At 38.5% G+C, this 19,369-nt stretch carries 15 protein-coding genes, 1 tRNA gene and 1 pseudogene; 11 read left to right on the top strand and 6 right to left on the bottom strand.

What is annotated here, in order from left to right:
- Nucleotides 1-61 precede the first annotated feature (61 nt).
- The 5 genes from rpsO (at nucleotide 62) to rpe (ending at nucleotide 7,523) form a co-directional block, all read left to right on the top strand.
- Nucleotides 62-331: a 30S ribosomal protein S15 gene (rpsO, locus tag Q0X89_RS17455; RefSeq protein WP_297696572.1), complete on the top strand. Its 270-nt coding sequence runs from the start codon at nucleotides 62-64 to the stop codon at nucleotides 329-331.
- Between the two features lie 184 nt (nucleotides 332-515).
- Nucleotides 516-2,729, top strand: a complete 2,214-nt coding sequence (locus Q0X89_RS17450) for a polyribonucleotide nucleotidyltransferase (RefSeq protein ID WP_297696570.1) — start codon at nucleotides 516-518, stop codon at nucleotides 2,727-2,729.
- 170 nt (nucleotides 2,730-2,899) lie between these two features.
- The gene (locus Q0X89_RS17445) at nucleotides 2,900-3,763 is read left to right on the top strand and encodes a sigma-70 family RNA polymerase sigma factor (protein ID WP_019671028.1); all 864 of its coding nucleotides are present in this window, start codon (nucleotides 2,900-2,902) and stop codon (nucleotides 3,761-3,763) included.
- Nucleotides 3,764-4,123: 360 nt separating this feature from the next.
- Entirely contained in the window at nucleotides 4,124-6,778 is a 2,655-nt protein-coding gene (locus Q0X89_RS17440) for a c-type cytochrome (RefSeq protein WP_297696567.1), read from the top strand.
- An 82-nt stretch (nucleotides 6,779-6,860) separates the two neighbouring features.
- Complete coding sequence (rpe, locus tag Q0X89_RS17435; RefSeq protein WP_297696565.1) at nucleotides 6,861-7,523, top strand: ribulose-phosphate 3-epimerase; 663 nt, start codon at nucleotides 6,861-6,863, stop codon at nucleotides 7,521-7,523.
- Here the strand turns inward: rpe and Q0X89_RS17430 are convergent.
- Nucleotides 7,520-7,945: a CBS domain-containing protein gene (locus Q0X89_RS17430; RefSeq protein WP_297696564.1), complete on the bottom strand. Its 426-nt coding sequence runs from the start codon at nucleotides 7,943-7,945 to the stop codon at nucleotides 7,520-7,522. The two genes, rpe and Q0X89_RS17430, sit on opposite strands and share 4 nt — an antisense overlap.
- A 219-nt stretch (nucleotides 7,946-8,164) precedes the next feature.
- Between Q0X89_RS17430 and Q0X89_RS17425 the strand changes: the two genes are divergently transcribed.
- Nucleotides 8,165-9,148: a YpdA family putative bacillithiol disulfide reductase gene (locus Q0X89_RS17425; protein WP_297696562.1), complete on the top strand. Its 984-nt coding sequence runs from the start codon at nucleotides 8,165-8,167 to the stop codon at nucleotides 9,146-9,148.
- 15 nt (nucleotides 9,149-9,163) lie between these two features.
- Complete coding sequence (locus Q0X89_RS17420; protein WP_297696560.1) at nucleotides 9,164-10,096, top strand: isoaspartyl peptidase/L-asparaginase family protein; 933 nt, start codon at nucleotides 9,164-9,166, stop codon at nucleotides 10,094-10,096.
- On the opposite strand, the gene Q0X89_RS17415 is transcribed toward Q0X89_RS17420, so the two are convergent.
- A complete protein-coding gene (locus tag Q0X89_RS17415; protein WP_297696558.1) occupies nucleotides 10,093-10,956 on the bottom strand; it encodes a cyanophycinase in 864 nt (287 codons plus the stop codon). The two genes, Q0X89_RS17420 and Q0X89_RS17415, sit on opposite strands and share 4 nt — an antisense overlap.
- 164 nt (nucleotides 10,957-11,120) lie before the next feature.
- Here Q0X89_RS17415 and cphA point away from each other — a divergent pair, with 164 nt between their 5' ends.
- From cphA to Q0X89_RS17395, 4 genes are all read left to right on the top strand, one after another.
- A complete protein-coding gene (gene cphA / locus Q0X89_RS17410) occupies nucleotides 11,121-13,748 on the top strand; it encodes a cyanophycin synthetase (RefSeq protein ID WP_297696556.1) in 2,628 nt (875 codons plus the stop codon).
- Nucleotides 13,749-13,914: 166 nt separating this feature from the next.
- Nucleotides 13,915-14,202 (top strand): hypothetical protein, encoded by a 288-nt coding sequence (locus tag Q0X89_RS17405; protein WP_297696554.1) that lies wholly within the window; start codon nucleotides 13,915-13,917, stop codon nucleotides 14,200-14,202.
- 10 nt (nucleotides 14,203-14,212) lie between these two features.
- Entirely contained in the window at nucleotides 14,213-14,971 is a 759-nt protein-coding gene (locus Q0X89_RS17400; RefSeq protein WP_297696552.1) for a flavodoxin family protein, read from the top strand.
- A 339-nt stretch (nucleotides 14,972-15,310) separates the two neighbouring features.
- Nucleotides 15,311-17,128, top strand: coding sequence for a hypothetical protein (locus Q0X89_RS17395; RefSeq protein WP_297696550.1), 1,818 nt, complete (start codon nucleotides 15,311-15,313; stop codon nucleotides 17,126-17,128).
- A 165-nt stretch (nucleotides 17,129-17,293) separates the two neighbouring features.
- On the opposite strand, the gene Q0X89_RS17390 is transcribed toward Q0X89_RS17395, so the two are convergent.
- From Q0X89_RS17390 to Q0X89_RS17375, 4 genes and pseudogenes are all read right to left on the bottom strand, one after another.
- A tRNA-Arg gene (locus tag Q0X89_RS17390) sits at nucleotides 17,294-17,367 on the bottom strand.
- Nucleotides 17,368-17,373: 6 nt separating this feature from the next.
- On the bottom strand, nucleotides 17,374-17,697 hold the full coding sequence (locus Q0X89_RS17385; RefSeq protein ID WP_297696548.1) for a TraR/DksA C4-type zinc finger protein: 324 nt from the start codon (nucleotides 17,695-17,697) through the stop codon (nucleotides 17,374-17,376).
- A 7-nt stretch (nucleotides 17,698-17,704) separates the two neighbouring features.
- Nucleotides 17,705-18,154 carry a GatB/YqeY domain-containing protein gene (locus Q0X89_RS17380; protein ID WP_297696546.1) on the bottom strand — a complete coding sequence of 150 codons (450 nt, stop codon included), beginning with the start codon at nucleotides 18,152-18,154 and terminating at the stop codon, nucleotides 17,705-17,707.
- Nucleotides 18,155-18,257: 103 nt separating this feature from the next.
- Nucleotides 18,258-19,369, bottom strand: a pseudogene (locus Q0X89_RS17375) (cell division protein FtsZ); the annotation flags it as partial.

Raw genomic sequence — 19,369 nt, 5'->3', positions numbered from 1 at the left:
TATCTTTGCGCTCGATTGAAAATCAATCAGATACATAAAAATCATTTAAAATAATATTGGAATGTATTTAACAAAAGAAGTTAAAGCAGAAATCTTTAAAAAACACGGTGGTTCAGAAGGTAACACAGGTTCCACAGAAGGTCAGATTGCATTATTTACGCATCGGATTAATCATTTAACCGGGCATTTAAAAAATAACCAAAAAGATTATAATACAGAGAGATCTTTGGTAAGACTCGTTGGTAAAAGAAGAAGTCTGCTGGATTATTTGAAGAAAAAGGATATAGAAAAGTACCGTACCCTTATAAAAGAACTAAATATTAGAAAATAATATATGGGGAGGCTTTGCTTCCCCCTTTTTTTTAAAAAGGCCCGGATATTTTGGGCAAACACAAAAAGCTTACACATAGTTTTTCATTGGTCGACAACACAACAACACAACTCAGATCGTCTATAGAAAGATGATCGACCATTGTTTAACAGCCTGATAAATAATCAGGTTCTAATTAAAATTTATGATTCCAAAAACATTTAAAGAGGTCATTGACCTCGGTGACGGTAGGGAAATTTCTATCGAAACCGGAAAACTTGCAAAACAGGCCCATGGTTCTGTTGTTGTACAATCTGGGAACTGTATGTTATTATGTACAGTAGTTTCCAATTACAAACAAAGTGATGTGGATTTTCTTCCTTTAACAGTAGATTACAGGGAAAAATTTGCAGCTTCTGGACGTTATCCAGGAGGTTTTTTCAAAAGAGAGGCCAGACCAAGTGACGGAGAGGTATTGACAATGCGACTGGTAGATAGGGTTTTGAGACCATTATTTCCAAAGGATTACCATTCTGAAACTCAGGTGATGATTCAGTTAATGTCTCATGATGACAATGTAATGCCAGATGCCATGGCGGGACTCGCCGCATCTGCTGCAATCCAACTTTCGGACTTTCCGTTCGAATGTGCAATTTCTGAAGTTCGTGTCGGAAGGGTAAATGGTGAATTTGTCATTAATCCAACCAGGGCACAACTACTTGAATCTGATATTGATATGGTAATTGGGGCTTCTGAAGACTCGGTTATGATGGTTGAGGGTGAAATGGGGGAAATTTCTGAAGAAGAAATGGTTGAAGCAATTAAGTTTGCACACGAAGCTGTTAAAGTACAATGTGCCGCACAGATTAAATTAGCGAAGGCCTTTGGACAAAAAGAAGTACGTGAATACGAGACTGAAGCTGAGGATGAAGCACTTATGAAAAAGATTCATGACCTGGCCTATGATAAAGTCTATAAAGTGGCCAAGGCTGGTTCTTCCAAACACGAACGCAGTGCATCTTTTGCAGAAATAAAAGAAGAGATTAAAGCTTCACATTCAGAAGAGGAACTCGAAGAGATCGGGGATTTAATCAGTAAATATTACTATAAAGCCGAAAAAGCCGCTGTTAGAGACCTTACTTTAAATGAAGGATTAAGACTCGACGGCAGAAAGACAGATGAAATAAGGCCTATCTGGTGTGAAGTAGATTATTTACCATCCACACATGGTTCTGCAATATTTACAAGAGGAGAAACGCAGGCACTGGCTACAGTTACACTGGGAACCTCAAGAGAAGCTAATCAAATTGATATGCCATCGTTCGAAGGCGAAGAAACATTCTATTTGCATTACAACTTCCCTCCTTTTTCCACAGGTGAAGCAAGACCCATAAGGGGAACTTCCCGTAGAGAAATTGGTCATGGGAATTTAGCACAAAGAGCTTTGAAAGGAATGATCCCTGAAGATTGTCCATATACTGTCCGGATTGTTTCTGAAGTGTTAGAGAGTAATGGTTCTTCTTCTATGGCAACTGTTTGTTCGGGTACAATGGCACTTATGGATGCCGGTGTACAACTTAAGAAACCTGTTTCAGGAATTGCAATGGGATTGATTACCGACACCGAAACAGGTAAATACGCTGTTTTATCTGATATTTTGGGTGACGAAGATCATCTTGGAGATATGGATTTTAAAGTTACAGGAACTGCAGATGGGATCACAGCTTGTCAGATGGACATCAAAGTTAAGGGCTTATCCTACGAAATATTGGTTAAGGCTTTAATGCAGGCGAGGGAAGGAAGGCTCCATATTCTTGAAAAATTGACCGGGACAATTGCTCAGCCAAATGAAGATGTAAAAGCTCATGCACCAAAAATGGTAACAGCTACGATTCCCGGAGATTATATCGGGGCTCTAATTGGTCCGGGTGGAAAAGTAATTCAGGAGCTTCAGAAAACCACAGGCACTACCATTGTTATCAATGAAGATCCGGTTACTGAAGAAGGACTAGTTGAAATCCTGGGAACAGATCAGGATGGTATAGATGCTGTGCTTGCTAAAATAGACTCCATTACCTTTAAACCGGAAGTGGGAAGTGTTTATGAAGTTAAAGTGATTAAGCTTCTGGATTTCGGAGCTGTTGTAGAATATGTTGAAGCTCCAGGAAATGAAGTCCTTCTGCATGTTTCTGAACTCGCCTGGGAAAGAACAGAGAAAGTAACCGATGTTGTAAACATGGGTGATGTATTCGATGTTAAATATTTCGGAACAGATCCTCGAACCAGAAAAGAAAAAGTATCTCGTAAAGCTTTATTTCCTAAACCAGAAGGTTTTAAGGAAAGACCCCCAAGAGAAAATAGGGATCGTGATCGCGGAAGAAATGACAGAAATAGGGATCGCAAACCCAGAAGAAACTAATTCTATTTAATGTTAGTATTTTTAGAAAACCCCTTATAAAAAGGGGTTTTTTATTGCTATATAACCAAAAAGTTAAATTTTTATACCCTTATTGTAACATTTGCTGATTTTTTACGTATAAGTATATGCAGCCCATGCACTTTGGACTTAACATATAAAGGAAAACCTTAATGAGACAGCTAAAAATTACAAAACAGGTTACGAACAGGGAAACTGCGTCCTTAGATAAATACTTACAGGAAATAGGTAAGGTAGATCTAATCACAGCAGATGAGGAGGTAGAATTAGCACAACGAATAAAAGCAGGTGATCAATTGGCTTTGGAAAAACTTACTAAGGCTAATCTTCGTTTTGTTGTTTCTGTAGCCAAGCAATATCAGAACCAGGGACTTACACTTCCGGATTTGATCAATGAAGGAAATCTTGGCCTTATAAAGGCCGCACAGCGTTTTGATGAGACAAGGGGCTTTAAATTCATCTCTTATGCCGTATGGTGGATTCGTCAGTCTATATTGCAGGCATTGGCAGAACAATCACGTATAGTTAGATTACCCCTCAATAAAATCGGTTCTATTAACAAAATAAATAAAACCTTTGCATTTCTTGAGCAAGCTCATGAACGAATTCCATCAGCAGAGGAAATCGCCAAGGAATTGGATATGACCGTGGAAGATGTAAAACAATCTTTGAAAAATTCAGGTCGCCACGTATCTATGGATGCCCCTTTAATTGACGGGGAGGATTCAAATCTTTATGATGTTCTTCGCAGTGGGGAATCACCGAATCCGGATAAAGAATTATTACATGAATCCTTGCGTACGGAAATTGAAAGAGCTCTGGAAACTCTTACTCCAAGAGAGGCCGATGTTATCAGATTATATTTTGGTCTGGCAGGTCAGCATTCGATGACTCTTGAGGAAATTGGTGAAACTTTTGACCTAACAAGAGAAAGAGTACGCCAAATTAAAGAAAAAGCAATTAGAAGGTTAAAACATACTTCCAGAAGTAAAATATTAAAAACTTATCTCGGATAATACCGGGACATTAATTACGGCTTAAATTTTCCTTAAATTGGAATTTAGGTATAAAAATTGTAATTTGTGTTAGTAACAACAGTTTATCATGACTGTTCGTTTTTTGATTGATGAATAAACTCCGGCTGATTACCGGAGTTTTTCATTTTATAATAATTCTGTCAAAATTTCTCTTTGGTATTTAGATTAATTATCCTTTTCCGGAAATAATTCCTCTAAAAACAGACATACTTATTAGTTTAGTTCAAGTAAAATTCTTTTTTTCTGCTTGATTCTTATAATACCCTTATGTGCCAATTCATTTCTGTATATTTATAGAAGCTAGTGTGCTTATTTATCAAGTAAATTAAATTCTCATCTATGAAGGACTTTCTCTCAGTATCAATAAAATTACTTTGCATTGTATATGGATTTCTGATTATATCTTGTAATCCGACCAATTCAAATGGAGAAGGAAATGACATTTCTGAAGTACAATTTAATGTACCGGAAAATTTTAAACTAGAAGAATTATACCATATAAGTGCCAATAAGCAGGGTTCGTGGGTAGCCCTGGCCGAAGGGCATGACAAAACGATCTATGCATGTGATCAGCGTGGTAAAATCTATTTTTTTAAAATGCCGGAAAAAGGTGATGCCGTTAAAGCCACAAATGTAGACAGCCTGGATCTGGATATTGGTGAAGCCCACGGCCTCCTATGGGCCTTTAATAGTCTCTATGTCGCTGTAAATAAAAATTGGGATGATGATTCAGATGAAAATCAAAGAGGGAGCGGTATTTATAGAATTACAGATTCAAATGGAGATGGAAACCTTGATGAGGTAAAGATGCTCTTGAAATTAGAAGGAGCCGGAGAGCATGGACCACACAGCTTTGTGTTAAGCCCGGATGGAGAATCTATTTTTTTTATAGCTGGGAATCATGTACTTATCCCGGAAAACCTCAAACAAAATAGTCGCTTACCCGTAAACTGGGGTGAAGATAATCTGTTCACTCCTTATCTGGACGCCCGGGGGCACGCCAATGACATAAAAGCACCTGGTGGTTGGGTAGCTGAATTTGATGCCAAGGGTGAAAACTGGGAACTAATTTCTGCCGGTTATAGAAATCCATTCGACCTGGCATTTAATCAGGATGGTGAATTGTTTACCTATGATGCTGATATGGAATGGGATATTGGTATGCCCTGGTACAGGCCAACAAGAATATGCCATGTTACCTCTGGCAGCGAATATGGATGGCGGACAGGATCCGGTAAATGGCCGGATTACTATCCGGATAACCTCCCCGCGGTCCATAATCTGGAACAAGGTTCTCCTACAGCCATATTGTCTGGTGCTAAGCTAGGGTTCCCGACAAAGTATAATAGTGGCCTTTTTATAATGGATTGGAGTTTTGGAACCATTTATTATGCTAACCTTATACCAAAAGGAAGTAGTTACACTGCCGCGAGAGAAGAATTTTTATCGGGTACCCCTTTGCCATTAACTGATATGATTGCAGGTTCCGATGGGAACCTCTATTTCGCAACTGGCGGTAGAAGTCTTGATTCTCATTTATATAGATTGAGTTATGAAGGAGATGATATTGGATTTGAGCAAATACCCAATGAAAGCGGAAAAGAATTAAGGAATCTCAGGCACAAACTAGAGAATTATTGGGCAGTTAATGCGGACGAAGCACTTTCGAATGCATGGGACCATCTAGACCACGATGACAGGTTTATTAGATATGCAGCCCGAAATACTCTGGAAAATCTTCCTACAGAACTATGGCAGGAGATGTTCTACTCAGAAGAATCTGCAATAAAAACTATAGAAGCCGGCATAGCTATGGCAAGACAGGGATCTAAAAAAGATAAAGGTAAGATTCTGAAAAAATTAAATCAAATTAAATGGGAAGGGCTAAGTGAACAGCGGCAAATAGATCTTTTGAGAAATTATGCTCTTGTATTCATCCGCATGGGGCAACCCGAAAATCAATCTAGGCAGGCCGTAATCAATAAACTAAAGCCTTATTTTCCTAATTCAAACAACGCCGTAAATAGAGAGCTTGCACAAATTATGCTCTACTTAAATGCTGATGGTACCTTAAACATTCTTATAGATTTATTGGAAAAACATACTGCTGAAAAAACAAACATCTCCGATCAGATGCTTTCAGAGGAAACCACCTTGAGAAGTGAACAATACGGACCATTAATCAGGGAAGTTATCGCTAAAATGCCACCCAGTGAAGCTATCTATTATGGGATGCTGTTAAGCTATGCAACTGAAGGCTGGAACAAAGCGCTTAGGGAGAAATACTTCCTATGGTTTTATGATGTATTAAGTGCAAAAGGCGGGATGAGTTTTAAAGCCTACATGGAAAATGTAAGGCTGCAGGCCATGTCCAATGTCCCTGAAGAAGAAAAAGCATACTTTGAAGAACTTAGCGGTGTATATTCACCAAGCACTGTTGTAGAAAACCTGCCACAACCAATTGGACCAGGGGCAAATTATTCGGGCAGTACTATTAATCAGTTTCTCTGGGGTGATAAGATGAATAATTACAATGGAACTTTGGCCGATGGCGAACGAGCGTATCAGGCAGCATTGTGTGTCTTATGTCACCGCATGAAAGGAGAAGGGGGTGCCACCGGTCCGGACTTAAGTCAGATTAGTACAAAATTTGGAAGGTATGATTTGTTATATTCCATTTATAGCCCAAATGATGAAATTTCAGACCAATATGCCTTTAGTCTTTTTCATCTGGATGAAGGAAAAAAAATAGCTGGCAGGATTCTTTCAGAAACCTCAGATTCAATCAAGATTATGCCCAATCCGCTAAACACATCATACACTGTTCAATTGGCCAAATCATCGGTACTAAAAAAAGAATTATCTCCAATTTCACCAATGCCTTCCGGTTTACTCAATAGGCTAAATGAAAAGGAAATTGCAGATCTTTTTGTGTATCTGTTAAGTGGTGCTGATGAATCTCATGAACTCTATAATAAGGAGAATCTTGAATAATTCTGAAGTTATAGTTAATGGCTCGGTATAAAACCATCATGAATACTTATTTTTGTAGCAAAATATTTTCAGCCATTAAATAATGAACCATATACGTATAGCCCCATCATTGCTAGCGGCCGATTTCGGAAATCTTCAAAGAGATGTAGAAATGGTCAATTCAAGTCAGGCCGACTGGCACCATATTGATGTTATGGACGGAGTTTTTGTTCCAAATATCTCATATGGTATGCCTGTATTAAAGTGCATAGCTGAACATGCCACCAAACCTCTCGATGTTCATTTAATGATCATTGATCCAGACAGGTATATTAAAACTTTTGCTTCGTTGGGTGCAAATATCCTAACGGTTCATTATGAAGCCTGTCCACATCTAAACAGAACTATACAGGCCATTAAAGAAGAGGGGATGATGGCAGGGGTAGCTCTAAATCCACACACCAATATAAACCTCCTGGAAGATAGTATTGCAAACATTGACCTTGTTTGTGTAATGAGTGTTAATCCGGGATATGGAGGTCAGAAGTTTATTGAAAATACTTTTAAAAAAGTTAAGGATTTAAAAGCCTTAATCAATGAAAAAAAGGCCAAAACACTAATAGAAATTGATGGCGGCGTAAATGCTGACAACACGAAGGCTTTAGTAGAAGCCGGTGCAGATGTATTGGTTGCCGGAAGTTTTGTTTTCAACTCGCAGGATCCAATGGCTACAATTTCACATATTGTAAATATTGCAAATGTTTAGCATTGTTTTAAGAGGTATTTAATCAAATCAGTTGTAGTTACCATACCTTTTAGTGTGCCATTTTCCACTACCGGTAAAGAATGAAATTCTCTTTTCACAAGTAATTCTGCCACATCCTTTATTGTTGCATCAGGAGAAACCGTCTCCAGATTTCCTATCATTAATTGCCTTAAGGTAAACATTTCATAAATTGATGAGGAAATGTTTTCTTCTTCTCTGTATGCTCCATCGGCAAAACTGATACGGAGTAAATCGTTCATACTGATCATCCCTATTATCTTATTCTTTTCAATTACAGGGATATGCCGTATTTTATATTTTTTAAATAAATGTTCGGCTTTATCTAATCCGTCTTTTACATCAAGGGTTATAAGGTTTGTGGTCATTATACTTGAAACGGGGAGTTCAATTTGCACATTCATGACTTTCATTTTAAATATTATTTAATAAAGATCAGTCTTATCAAAAACAAAAAGAATGATAAAAGTCATGTTAGTTATGGTTAAAACTTATTTCTCATTATTCGTAGTATAACTTCTATTATTTAGCTTTGCATGAGTTTTTTATTGGTTTAAGAATAAATTACATAGCTTTGCGCCTACCTTAAATCCCACAAAATTTACCTCTGTTATTAAGAAAATATGGAAAGCTTTGATCTTTTAATTGTTGGTGGAGGACCCATAGGAATAGCATGCGGGTTAGAGGCTCAGAAAAACGGATTGAATTACCTTATTGTAGAGAAGGGCCCTATAGTTAATTCCCTATTCAATTACCCGGTAAACATGCAGTTTTTCTCTTCTTCAGAGCGACTTGAAATAGATGATATTCCCTTTATAAGTAATGAGGCCAAACCAAAGCGCAATGAAGCTTTGGAATATTACAGAAGGATTGTTACGTCTAATAAGCTAGAGCTTCACCTTTTCGAAAAAGTTGAGGCTATTAAAAAAAGGACAGAAGATTTTGAAGTACTAACAAGTAGCAAAGCCTATATAGCAAGGAATGTTATTATTGCCACAGGGTTTTATGACCTTCCCAACCTTCTGGAGGTTCCGGGCGAAGACCTCCCTAAAGTTTCTCATTATTACAAGGATCCTCATTTCTATGCAAGTCAAAAACTAGTCGTAGTGGGAGCAAGTAATTCAGCTATTGACGCTGCCCTTGAGTGCTGGCGCAAAGGTGCCGAAGTTACTTTGATTATTAGGGGTCCTGAAGTAGGCAAGCGTGTAAAGTATTGGGTTCGTCCTGATATTATTAACAGGATAGAAGAAGGAAGTATTAAGGCCTATTTTAATACCGCTGTAAAAGAGATCCGCGAAAAAGAAATTGTCCTGGATACCCCTGATGGAACATTAATTTTGGAAAATGATTTTGTCTTAGCTTTAACGGGGTATACTCCTAATTTTGAATTTCTGGAGCGTGTAGGAATTGAATTATCAGAGGATGAGAAAAGACTACCAAATTATAATCCGGAGACCATGGAAACCAATATAAATGGGATTTACCTGGCCGGAGTTATTTGTGGTGGTATGGAAACTCATAAATGGTTTATTGAAAATTCACGTATACATGCCAAAATCATTATTAAAGATATTTTGCAGAAAAAGAGGTCTGAAACCGGTAGTTAAAACTTATTTAAAGGAATGAAAAAAATTGCTTTGGCTATTCATGGAGGTGCCGGAACCTTAGTAAAAGGTATGATGACCCCTGAAAAAGAAAGCTTATATAAAGAAGTTTTAGAAAGCGCCTTGCACATGGGCTATCATCTTCTAAAATCAGGGTTCTCAGCTGTGGACGCAGTTGAGGCATCTGTTAAGGCACTTGAAGATTCCCATCTGTTCAATGCAGGAAAGGGAAGTGTATTCACTTCTGAAGGGAAACACGAAATGGATGCGTCCATTATGGATGGAAAAACCCTTAAAGCAGGAGCAGTTTCTTTAGTTAGTGGTATAAAAAATCCTATTAGCCTGGCGAGGGATGTTATGGAAAAAAGTGAACATGTTTTCCTTGCATCTAAAGGAGCTATGCAATTTGCAGAGAAACTGAAATACCATTTTGAAGACGAAAACTATTTCTATGATGAGTTTCGTTATCAGCAATGGCAGGAGATCAGGGGTACTGAGAGTTTTAAGTTAGACCATTCTGTAAAAAAGGATTCAAAATTTGGAACTGTAGGTGCCGTGGCTTGTGATAGTTCTGGAAATCTGGCAGCAGCAACCTCTACAGGAGGCATGACCAACAAGCAATTTGGCAGGGTTGGTGATAGCCCAATGATTGGTGCAGGAAACTACGCCAACAATAAAACCTGTGCTGTTTCGTGTACCGGTAGCGGCGAATATTTTATTCGAGGGGTAGTTGCCTATGACCTGTCTTGTCTTATGGAATATAAGAACTTATCGCTTAAAGATGCCGCCAAAGAGCTTATCCATAATCGTTTATTGAACATTGGAGGAGATGGAGGTTTAATAGCTGTTGACGCACATGGTAATATTACAATGCCGTTTAATACAGAAGGCATGTACAGAGCCAGCAAGGAATCAGACGGTGCAGAGCAAATCAGTATCTATGCGAATTAGGAGGTTGGAAAAGGTGCGTCAAGTGGTAATACTTTCACTTTGCCTTTTTTCAAATTAAATCGATCCCCGTTTGCCAACACGTGAGTTTTAAGATTTATGAGGGACATCGGTGTACCTTTTTCCAGAATCCTTTCGTTATTGTGTTTTAGTTTTCTGGGATCGAACATGATAACCATCCCGGAACCTATTATTTCAAAAGTGCTGCTGTTTTTAATAACCAATCCTGTATCTTCAGCGAGGCCTATACCCATCATATTGGGATATTTAGCTACGGCCTCTGCAAGTCGTCCAAAACGACCACGCCGGATAAAATGAGAATCTATAATTAGATTGGAAATAAATCCCATTCCTGTATCCATTTTTACAGCGCCTTTTATAAATGATTCTGTACTGCTACCTCCTGCTATCATTTCGCTGGACATGCACATTGCACCAGCACTTGTGCCGGCAATTACCAAGGCGTCTTTTTTATACCGGTCCAGGAGCACATCATGTAGTTTGGTACTTCCTATTTTTGCAGTAATTTTTGATTGGTTTCCACCGGAGAACATGACGCACTGGGCATTTCCTATCAATTCCAGATTCTCGGGTCTTTCAGATTCTTTTCTGTCACGAAGGTCCATGACATGTACTTTACGGCATCCTAATTTATCAAATGCCTTGATATAACTATTACTTACTTCCTTTGGAATACTTGAGGCTGTTGGTATAACAACAATTTGTGCCTCTTTACCCCCACTCTCACTTACTACTCTGGAGAGGATACTTTCCTGGATAAATTCAAGATGGTACTGCTCCCCGGTCTCTATCCCTTTATCTTCATTTCCTCCTATAGGAATTAAGATGCCTTTTACAGCCATAATTAATAATTTATAGGGTGTAAAAATACAGCTATTGTTATAAAAAATGTCATATATTTATGAAATTACCTAGAACTTTTCAAACTCATTTTAACAGCTAGATTAGTGTTTCAGGGCTAGCAACTAAAATTTTTCCTCGATTAAGAACCATAAAATACAAGGTCATGAAAATAAGAGAAATAAATGCAATGAGGGGGCCCAATTTCTGGTCAATTCGCCGTCACAAATTAATTGTTATGGTTCTGGATTTGGAGGAAATGGAAGAATTACCCACCAATAAAATTGACGGTTTTGCAGACCGTATTCGTGAAATGTTTCCAAGTATGTACACACATAGATGTTCAGAAGGCTGTGACGGAGGTTTTTTTATGCGGGTAGATGAAGGAACATGGATGGGTCATGTAATAGAGCATATAGCCCTTGAAATCCAAACCCTGGCCGATATGGATACCGGATTCGGAAGAACAAGAGGTTATGGGGAGAAAGGGGTATACAATGTTGTTTTTTCCTATATAGAAGAATCTGTTGGCAGATACGCGGCTAAGGCAGCAGTTCGAATTTGTGAAGCGTTAATTGCAGCTGAGCCCTATGATCTGGAAGATGACATCCAACGCATGCGTGAACTTAGGGAATCTGAAAGACTTGGGCCAAGTACGGGATCTATCGTTTCAGAAGCCGAAAGTAGGGGAATACCATGGATACGGTTAAATAAGTATTCCCTGGTGCAGCTGGGCTATGGAGCCAATCAGAAGAGAATACAGGCTACAGTTACCAGTGAGACGAGCAGTATAGGTGTTGAATTGGCATGTGACAAAGAAGACACTAAATATCTTTTAGAACAGGCAGAGGTTGAAGTCCCAAGGGGTGATATCATAAGCAGGGAGAGCGCTTTGGAAGATGCTTGCAAGTATGTGGGCTATCCACTGGTAATAAAACCTATTGACGGCAACCACGGCAGGGGAATTACAGTAGATATCAATAATTATGAGGATGCCCTTGAGGCATTTAATATAGCTAAAGAAGTATCAAGAAGGGTAATTGTTGAGAAGTATATTACAGGCGAGGATTACCGCCTTTTAGTCATTAATCACAACTTTGTAGCCGCTGCAAAGCGTACCCCCGCTCATGTCGTAGGCGATGGTAAATCTTCCATAGCTGAATTAGTTGAGGAAGTGAATAAAGATCCTCGTAGGGGCTATGGCCATGAGAAAGTACTTACGGCAATAACAATAAATGATCTTACAAAAACGATTATTACTGATGCAGGTTATACTGTAGACTCGGTCCTAAAAGAAGGAGAACGTCTAATTTTAAAGGATACGGCTAATCTAAGTACCGGAGGAACCGCAGAAGATGTAACAGATATTGTTCATCCTGCCAATGTTTCCATGGCTGAAAGGATTTCCAAGATCATAGATCTCGATATATGTGGCATTGATGTCATGACCAGTGATATTAGTCAGCCACTTTCCGATACAGGTGGTGCGGTTTTAGAGGTAAATGCGGGGCCTGGTTTCAGAATGCATCTGGCTCCCACAACAGGTTTACCAAGAAACGTTGCTGCGCCTGTAGTTGATAAATTATTCCCGCAAAAAGGTGATACCGGAAGAATTCCTATTGTGGCCATTACCGGAACCAACGGCAAGACTACGACAAGCAGGCTTATTGCCCATATCGCAAAAATGAATGGTCAAAGGGTAGGTTACACCACAAGTGATGGCGTATACATCCAGAACAGGATGTTGATGAAAGGAGATTGCACCGGACCTGCCAGTGCCGAGTTTGTACTCAAAGACCCCACTGTAAATTTTGCTGTATTGGAATGTGCACGAGGTGGGTTATTAAGGGCCGGGTTAGGTTATAAAAAATGTGATGTTGCTATTGTTACCAACGTTTCTGCAGATCATTTGGGCTTAAAAGGAATTCATACTGTAGAACAGCTTGCCCGTGTCAAGGCGGTCATACCCGAAACTGTATTACCCGATGGTTATGCCATCCTGAATGCGGACGACGATTTGGTTTATGAAATGCGAAGGAACATCAATTGCAATCTTGCGCTATTCTCAATGGATGAAAATAACCCTCGGATACAGGCTTTACAAAGAATAGGCGGAATAACTGCCATTTATGAGAAAGGCTATGTGACCCTTTGTAGGGGTGAGTGGAAAATGCGGTTGATGAAAGCAGAAAATATTCCATTGACTTATGGTGGGAAGGCTCGTTTTATGATACAAAATATACTACCTGCTGTAATAGCCGCAAATGTCCAGGGCATTAGTATTGAAGATACAAAAGCGGCATTAGAGACCTTTATCCCATCTGCTTCAAGTACTCCCGGGCGTTTAAACTTATTTAAGTTCAACAACTTTAATATTTTATTGGACTATGCACATAATCCTGCAGGCATGCGTGCACTTCAAAAGTTCACAGACAATCTTGATGCTACTGTAAAAGTTGGAATCATAGCGGGCATTGGGGATCGCAGGGAGGAAGATAATAATGAAATGGGTAGCATAGCTGCTGAAATGTTTGATGAGATCATTATAAGACAGGACAAAAATTTACGAGGTAAATCAGAGACCGATCTAATCAATATGTTGGATGCGGGGATTAAAAAGCAGGATCCAAACAAAAAGACCACTATAATTCCTTCAGAAAAGGAAGCGATTACCCATGCGGTAGCTCATGCCCAAAAAGGATCCCTTATTGTGCTTTGTAGTGATGTGGTACCGGATGCGTTAGACCTGGTAAAGCAATTAAAAGATCAGGAAGCCAATGGGGAGTTGGCTTAGGCAAATCCTTATCCAATATTGATATCTAAAAATCTTGTTGTAAAAATCTTTTACCTTGATTACGGATTGACCTAAATAATAGGTTACTATTCTGTAAGTAAATTTAGAAAAAGTAGACTATAAATCTGCAACTAAAGTTAATATCCATTCTTAAAATAGCAGACTCATGAAAAACATCTTTAGCAATATTTTTAAAAAGAAAAAGACAGATGAATTTGATGAAGTTCCCAAAGGGGTTTGTCCTAATTGCTGGGGAGATCAGGAATACGGCAATATTATACGCGAAAAATTTAAAGATGCCCAGATAGATGTTAATAATAGGGAACGTAAGTATGCTTTTATCCAGGACTTTGTTGTAACCCATTTAGACGGAATAAAACTAAAAAGCGCGGTACACGGCACGGAATGCCCTAGTTGTAAAGTAATATATAAAGAAGAAGAATCTAAATCCTAAATAAGCCAAAATGTCAAATCAACTCATAAAAATTACGGAACAACACTGTTCCAACCCTCCTGCTAAATACAATGATCTAAAAGTTTTATTCCTTAACTGTACGCTAAACAGAACACCGGTGCTCTCCCATACTGAAGGGCTGATAGGTGTAGCTCAGCGCATTTTTGAAGCAAATGGTGTAGCCACAAAAGTAATCCGACCTGTTGATTATACGATTCCTGCCGGACTGGGCCTGGATATGTCTGAAACCCCGGAATGGGACAAAGATGACTGGCCCATGCTACAAAAAGAAGTAGATGCATGTGATATATTAATATTATGTACTTCTGTTTGGCTGGGAGAAAAATCTTCAGTTTGTAACAGGGTACTCGAGCGGATGTATGGCTATACGCATATGTTTAATAAAAAAGGACAATATAGAGACTATGATAAAGTAGGTGCCACCCTGATTACAGGAAACGAAGACGGGGTAAAACACTGTGCAATGAATATACTTTTTTCACTTTCTCATATTGGTTATACGGTACCTCCGCAGGCAGATGCAGGCTGGATGGGTGAGGCGGGCCCTGGCCCTTCCTACATGGATGAAGGCTCCGGTGGTCCGGAAAACGACTTTACCAATAGAAATACAACTTTCTTAGTCTGGAATTGTCTGCATCTTGCCCGAATGTTAAAAGACAATGGTGGTATTCCGGCACACGGCAACCAGCCTGATGAGTGGGCCGCAGGATGCAAGGCAGGGTTTGACAGTCCTGAGCATAAAAGATAATTCGGTTATGGAAAAATAGATTTAACGTTGCGATCCTCCCTGCCCAAGGTGTTGCCAAAAATGTTGGTTTAAATTTTTTTTCTGAAGCATTCGCCCATTATCAAAATTACTAGCCTCAGCTATAGGTTTTAGGTCTTTTTTGAATGACTTCAACGTAGGGAAATGATAATAGGATGGCTTACTTAAGTCTAAGATGAAAGTAGCTATTTAGGAAAATCAATCTAACCTTTAAAATTCTAACTGACAAATATCATGTTTTAGGACTGAATTAATTCAGAGTTTTGTAATGGCAAATTATGTTCAATTTTGATTCACGTTTGTCATAAATTAAATCTTACAATGACAAATGTCCATTCTTTTCATATTCCCGTAATGGGGATAGGCTTCACCATAGATACCCCTTTAAAAGTTTCCCGGTTTGGCATAGACTCGGTTATTTCTTTAGTTGATGATATTCTTATTGAAAAATTAAGAAAGATGTATTGTGCTAAATTCGAGCGTCCCTATTCAGAGATTACTGAAAATATGGACGATTTTCGGGCAAAAAGAATCACTGCCTATCTTGATCTAATTTATGAAGAGAGTCTAAGAAAATTCGAGAAACTAAAAAGTGTTACTGCTGATTCGGCTACTGAACTAAAGAATTATTTTTCAATGCTACCCGATACGTCAGGTTTAAAAAAGGAATTCCAAAAATTAACCAAGGACTCATTTAATTTGCAGGAAATCAAGGCCTGGGCAAAGGATAATCTTTCTATGGGTAGTATTGATGTCAACATTATGACCAAAGTTGATAAAGAAAATTATCGCAAAAAAATAAAATTACCTTCTGAATATAATGACGCCCATGCGGCTTTACGGGGCTATGCAAATAGTATTCTCAATTCGTCTCTGGTGCTCTCTGCCGGAATGAACCCAAGATTATATACCTATTTGGAGCAATTCGAAGATTTTTATCCTGATGAAAATGGAATCATAAAAAAGAAAATCGTACTTAAAGTAAGTGATTACCGTTCAGCTCTGATCCAGGGTAAATTCCTGGCCAAAAAGGGATTGTGGGTATCAGAATATAGAATTGAATCCGGACTAAATTGCGGCGGACATGCTTTTGCAACCGATGGTTTTCTTATGGGGCCTATCCTAAATCAATTTAAAGAAGAAAAAGAAAATCTGATACAATCGGTTTATGAGATTTTGGCAAAAGCTTTGGATCAAAAAAATAAAGTTGTTCCAAAATCAATCTTGCCGTTAAAAATTACTGCTCAGGGTGGTGTAGGTACCACAGAGGAACACAACTTTCTTATAAATCATTATAAGGTGGATTCTGTTGGATGGGGAACACCATTTCTTTTGGTATCCGAAGCAACAACTGTTGACAAGTCGACTATTGAAAGATTGGTAGAGGCCAAAGAAGAGGATTTGTATCTAAGTAATATTTCCCCCCTGGGTATTCCCTTTCACAGCTTAAAGGGAAATACAAAAGATTTGGAAAAAGCTCAATTGATTGATAAGGGGAGACCGGGAAGCTCGTGTCCGAAAAAATTTGTGGCCATGAATAAAGACTTTTTGGATACAGGAATTTGTACGGCATCAAGGCAATACCAGCATTTAAAAATAAAGGAGTTAGACAAGCAGGAACTAGCTGTTGAAGACTATGAATACGAATACAACAAAATAACTGAAAAATCCTGTACCTGTGTAGGTCTGGGGACTTCTGCCCTACTCGCATATGGCCTTGATACAAAGACTGAAGGACCAGGTGTTTCGGTATGTCCGGGTCCAAATATGGCCTACTTTGCCAAAACCATGGAACTAAATGAAATGATAGACCACATTTATGGGAATACCAATGTGATAACGAGGAAGGATCGCCCTCACATGTTCATTAAAGAACTGCATATCTATTTAGATTATCTACAAGCTCGTATCGCCGAATCCAGAATTGAAATAACTGATAAGCAAAGGAAGTATTTGTTGACATTTGCCGGTAACCTACATGATGGAATAACCTATTATCAGGAATTATTCAACAATTTAAAAAAAGAATTTACGGAGTCCAAAGCGCAAATATTGTTCCTTTTGGAGGAAGGTAGAAAATCTCTGAACAACTTAATTCAGCAAATTGAAAGCCTGGAAAATAACCTGGCGGTCCAGTAAACCCTTATTTATATATCGTAAAATATTTAGGAAAAAAGATTCAATATTTCCTTTAAAAGTCTTCAAACAAATATGGTTTTAACTACCATATCCCATTAAGGCTCCGCCTTGAAAAACAAGAGGGATTAGCTACGCTTTTCCCCGTTTGGGATTTTTACTTATTCGTGACCCCGGAGGGATTCAAACCCCCAACCCTCAGAGCCGAAATCTGATGCGCTATTCAGTTGCGCCACGGGGCCTTTAGTTTAGCGAGCGCAATTTACGCAAAAAGAGCTACTTGGTGCTAATAAAATACGTTCAATTGGTATTTTATTTTTACATTTTTGACAAATTCCAAAATCATTGGTGCCTAATTTTTCCAGGTTATGCTTTAGTCCGGTAAGTTGCTCTCTGGCTTTGGCAAGGGCTGCATCCATAACCCCCTTGTTATTTATTGCATCCATACGGGATACTCTGCCAATAGCATTATCCGGAGAAATGGGTTGAGACAATTCTTCGTATTGCTTTATCCTATTTTCAGTACGGGCAATATCAGCTTCAAAGCGTTTACGAATTTTTTCAACATTCATTTTCAAACTAAGTCAGTTTAGCTCGAACTATTCCGGAAATTGTTTTTCCGTCTGCCTGGCCCGCTAATTGTTTGGATACCATCCCCATAACTTTTCCCATATCCTTCATGCCGCTTGCACCATAACTTTCAATAATTTCTACAACAACCTTTTCTATCTCATCCGCACTTAGTTGAGCCGGTAAAAATTTTTCAATTACCGCTACCTGGGCCAATTCGGGTTCCGCAAGATCTTCTCTTCCTTGTTCCTTAAAAATAGCTGCACTGTCTTTTCGCTGTTTTACAAGCTTTTGAATTATTTTAATTTCATCAGTATCAGACATTTCACCTCCGGCTCCCTTTTCGGTTTGTGCAAGCAGTAATGCAGATTTAATTGCCCTTAAGGACTCAAGGGCTATAGTGTCTTTGGCCTTCATTGCTGCTTTAATCTCTTCCATCACTTTATTCTGTAAGCTCATATTTTTTAGGATTTAAGAAGCGACAAGATAAAAAAAATAAACCCGAAAAAGTAATGAATTTTCGGGTCTATTCTAAGTTTGGGCGTATCACCCCGTAATCTGACTAATCCACATTATCATGTAAAAAGGAGTTGTTAGAACGCAGCTGAATTTCATCATTACTATCTTCTCCTAAAGTGGTTCTTGAGACTTTACCCTCTTTGGGTTTTTCATTTAAATCTATCCCCTGACGTTTATAAGCAGGTTCCTTTTCAATTTCATCAATATTGTTGACGCTATTCTGGAATTTATAATTAAAATCTTTCAGTTTTCTCCTGCGCTCATCCGCCCTTTCTCTGAGTATTTCTTCAATTGGAGTATTCATTGGGTCACCGTCATTGGTTTCAGCTACATCTTTCTCAGCAACGGTCTTTCTCTCGAAAACCAATTCATCTTCTACCAGTTTAGGTTCAAATTCCTCTGCTTTAGATTTTGCACCGGTTAACTTATTTTCCAGATCCATATAGTCATCAAGACTATAGCGGGTCTCTCCTTCTTTATTGTATTCCAAAACAGGAATCACCTCAATATGTTCATTAACGTCAAGATCATTTATGTTTTCATCCAGGCTGAATGTAATTACATTTTCATTCTCCTCTTCGTCCGAATCAGTCAATGGCATATCAAAATGTAATGCTATCTGTTCCTTCTCATCTTTTTTGCCGGCTAATTCTTCAGGGTCAATTACCTCAATATCCTTTAAGTCCTTTTTAGAATCGATTATTATAAAATCTTCTTTTGAAACTTCTTCTGCTATAACCTCTTCATAGAAAACGTTAAAATTTCTGATATAATTGGTTGTTGGAATAAGATCTAAAGTTTCTTCCTCTTCTAAGGAATGTTTTATTATCGGCTCAAAAACTTCCTCCTCCTGTTCCAAGTGGTACACTACATTTTCTGCACTTAAATCCTGCTCTGCTTTTTGCTCATCTTCAAGAGTGTGTATAATTTTTTTGGTTTCAGTATTAACAATTTCATCCTGCTGGTCCATATTAAACCCCGTCGCAATTACGGTTACAGCTATTGCCTCTCCCAGGTTTTCATCTTCACCAACACCCATAATAATGTTGGCTCCATGACCTGCCTCAATTTGAATGTGATCATTAATTTCCCCAATTTCATCAATGGTAATCTCCTGGGATCCGGAAACAATAAGCAATAATACGTTTTTAGCCC

The sequence above is a fragment of the uncultured Eudoraea sp. genome, from assembly GCF_947258525.1.
Classification (GTDB): domain Bacteria; phylum Bacteroidota; class Bacteroidia; order Flavobacteriales; family Flavobacteriaceae; genus Eudoraea.
This window is presented reverse-complemented; position numbering and strand designations above follow the sequence as displayed.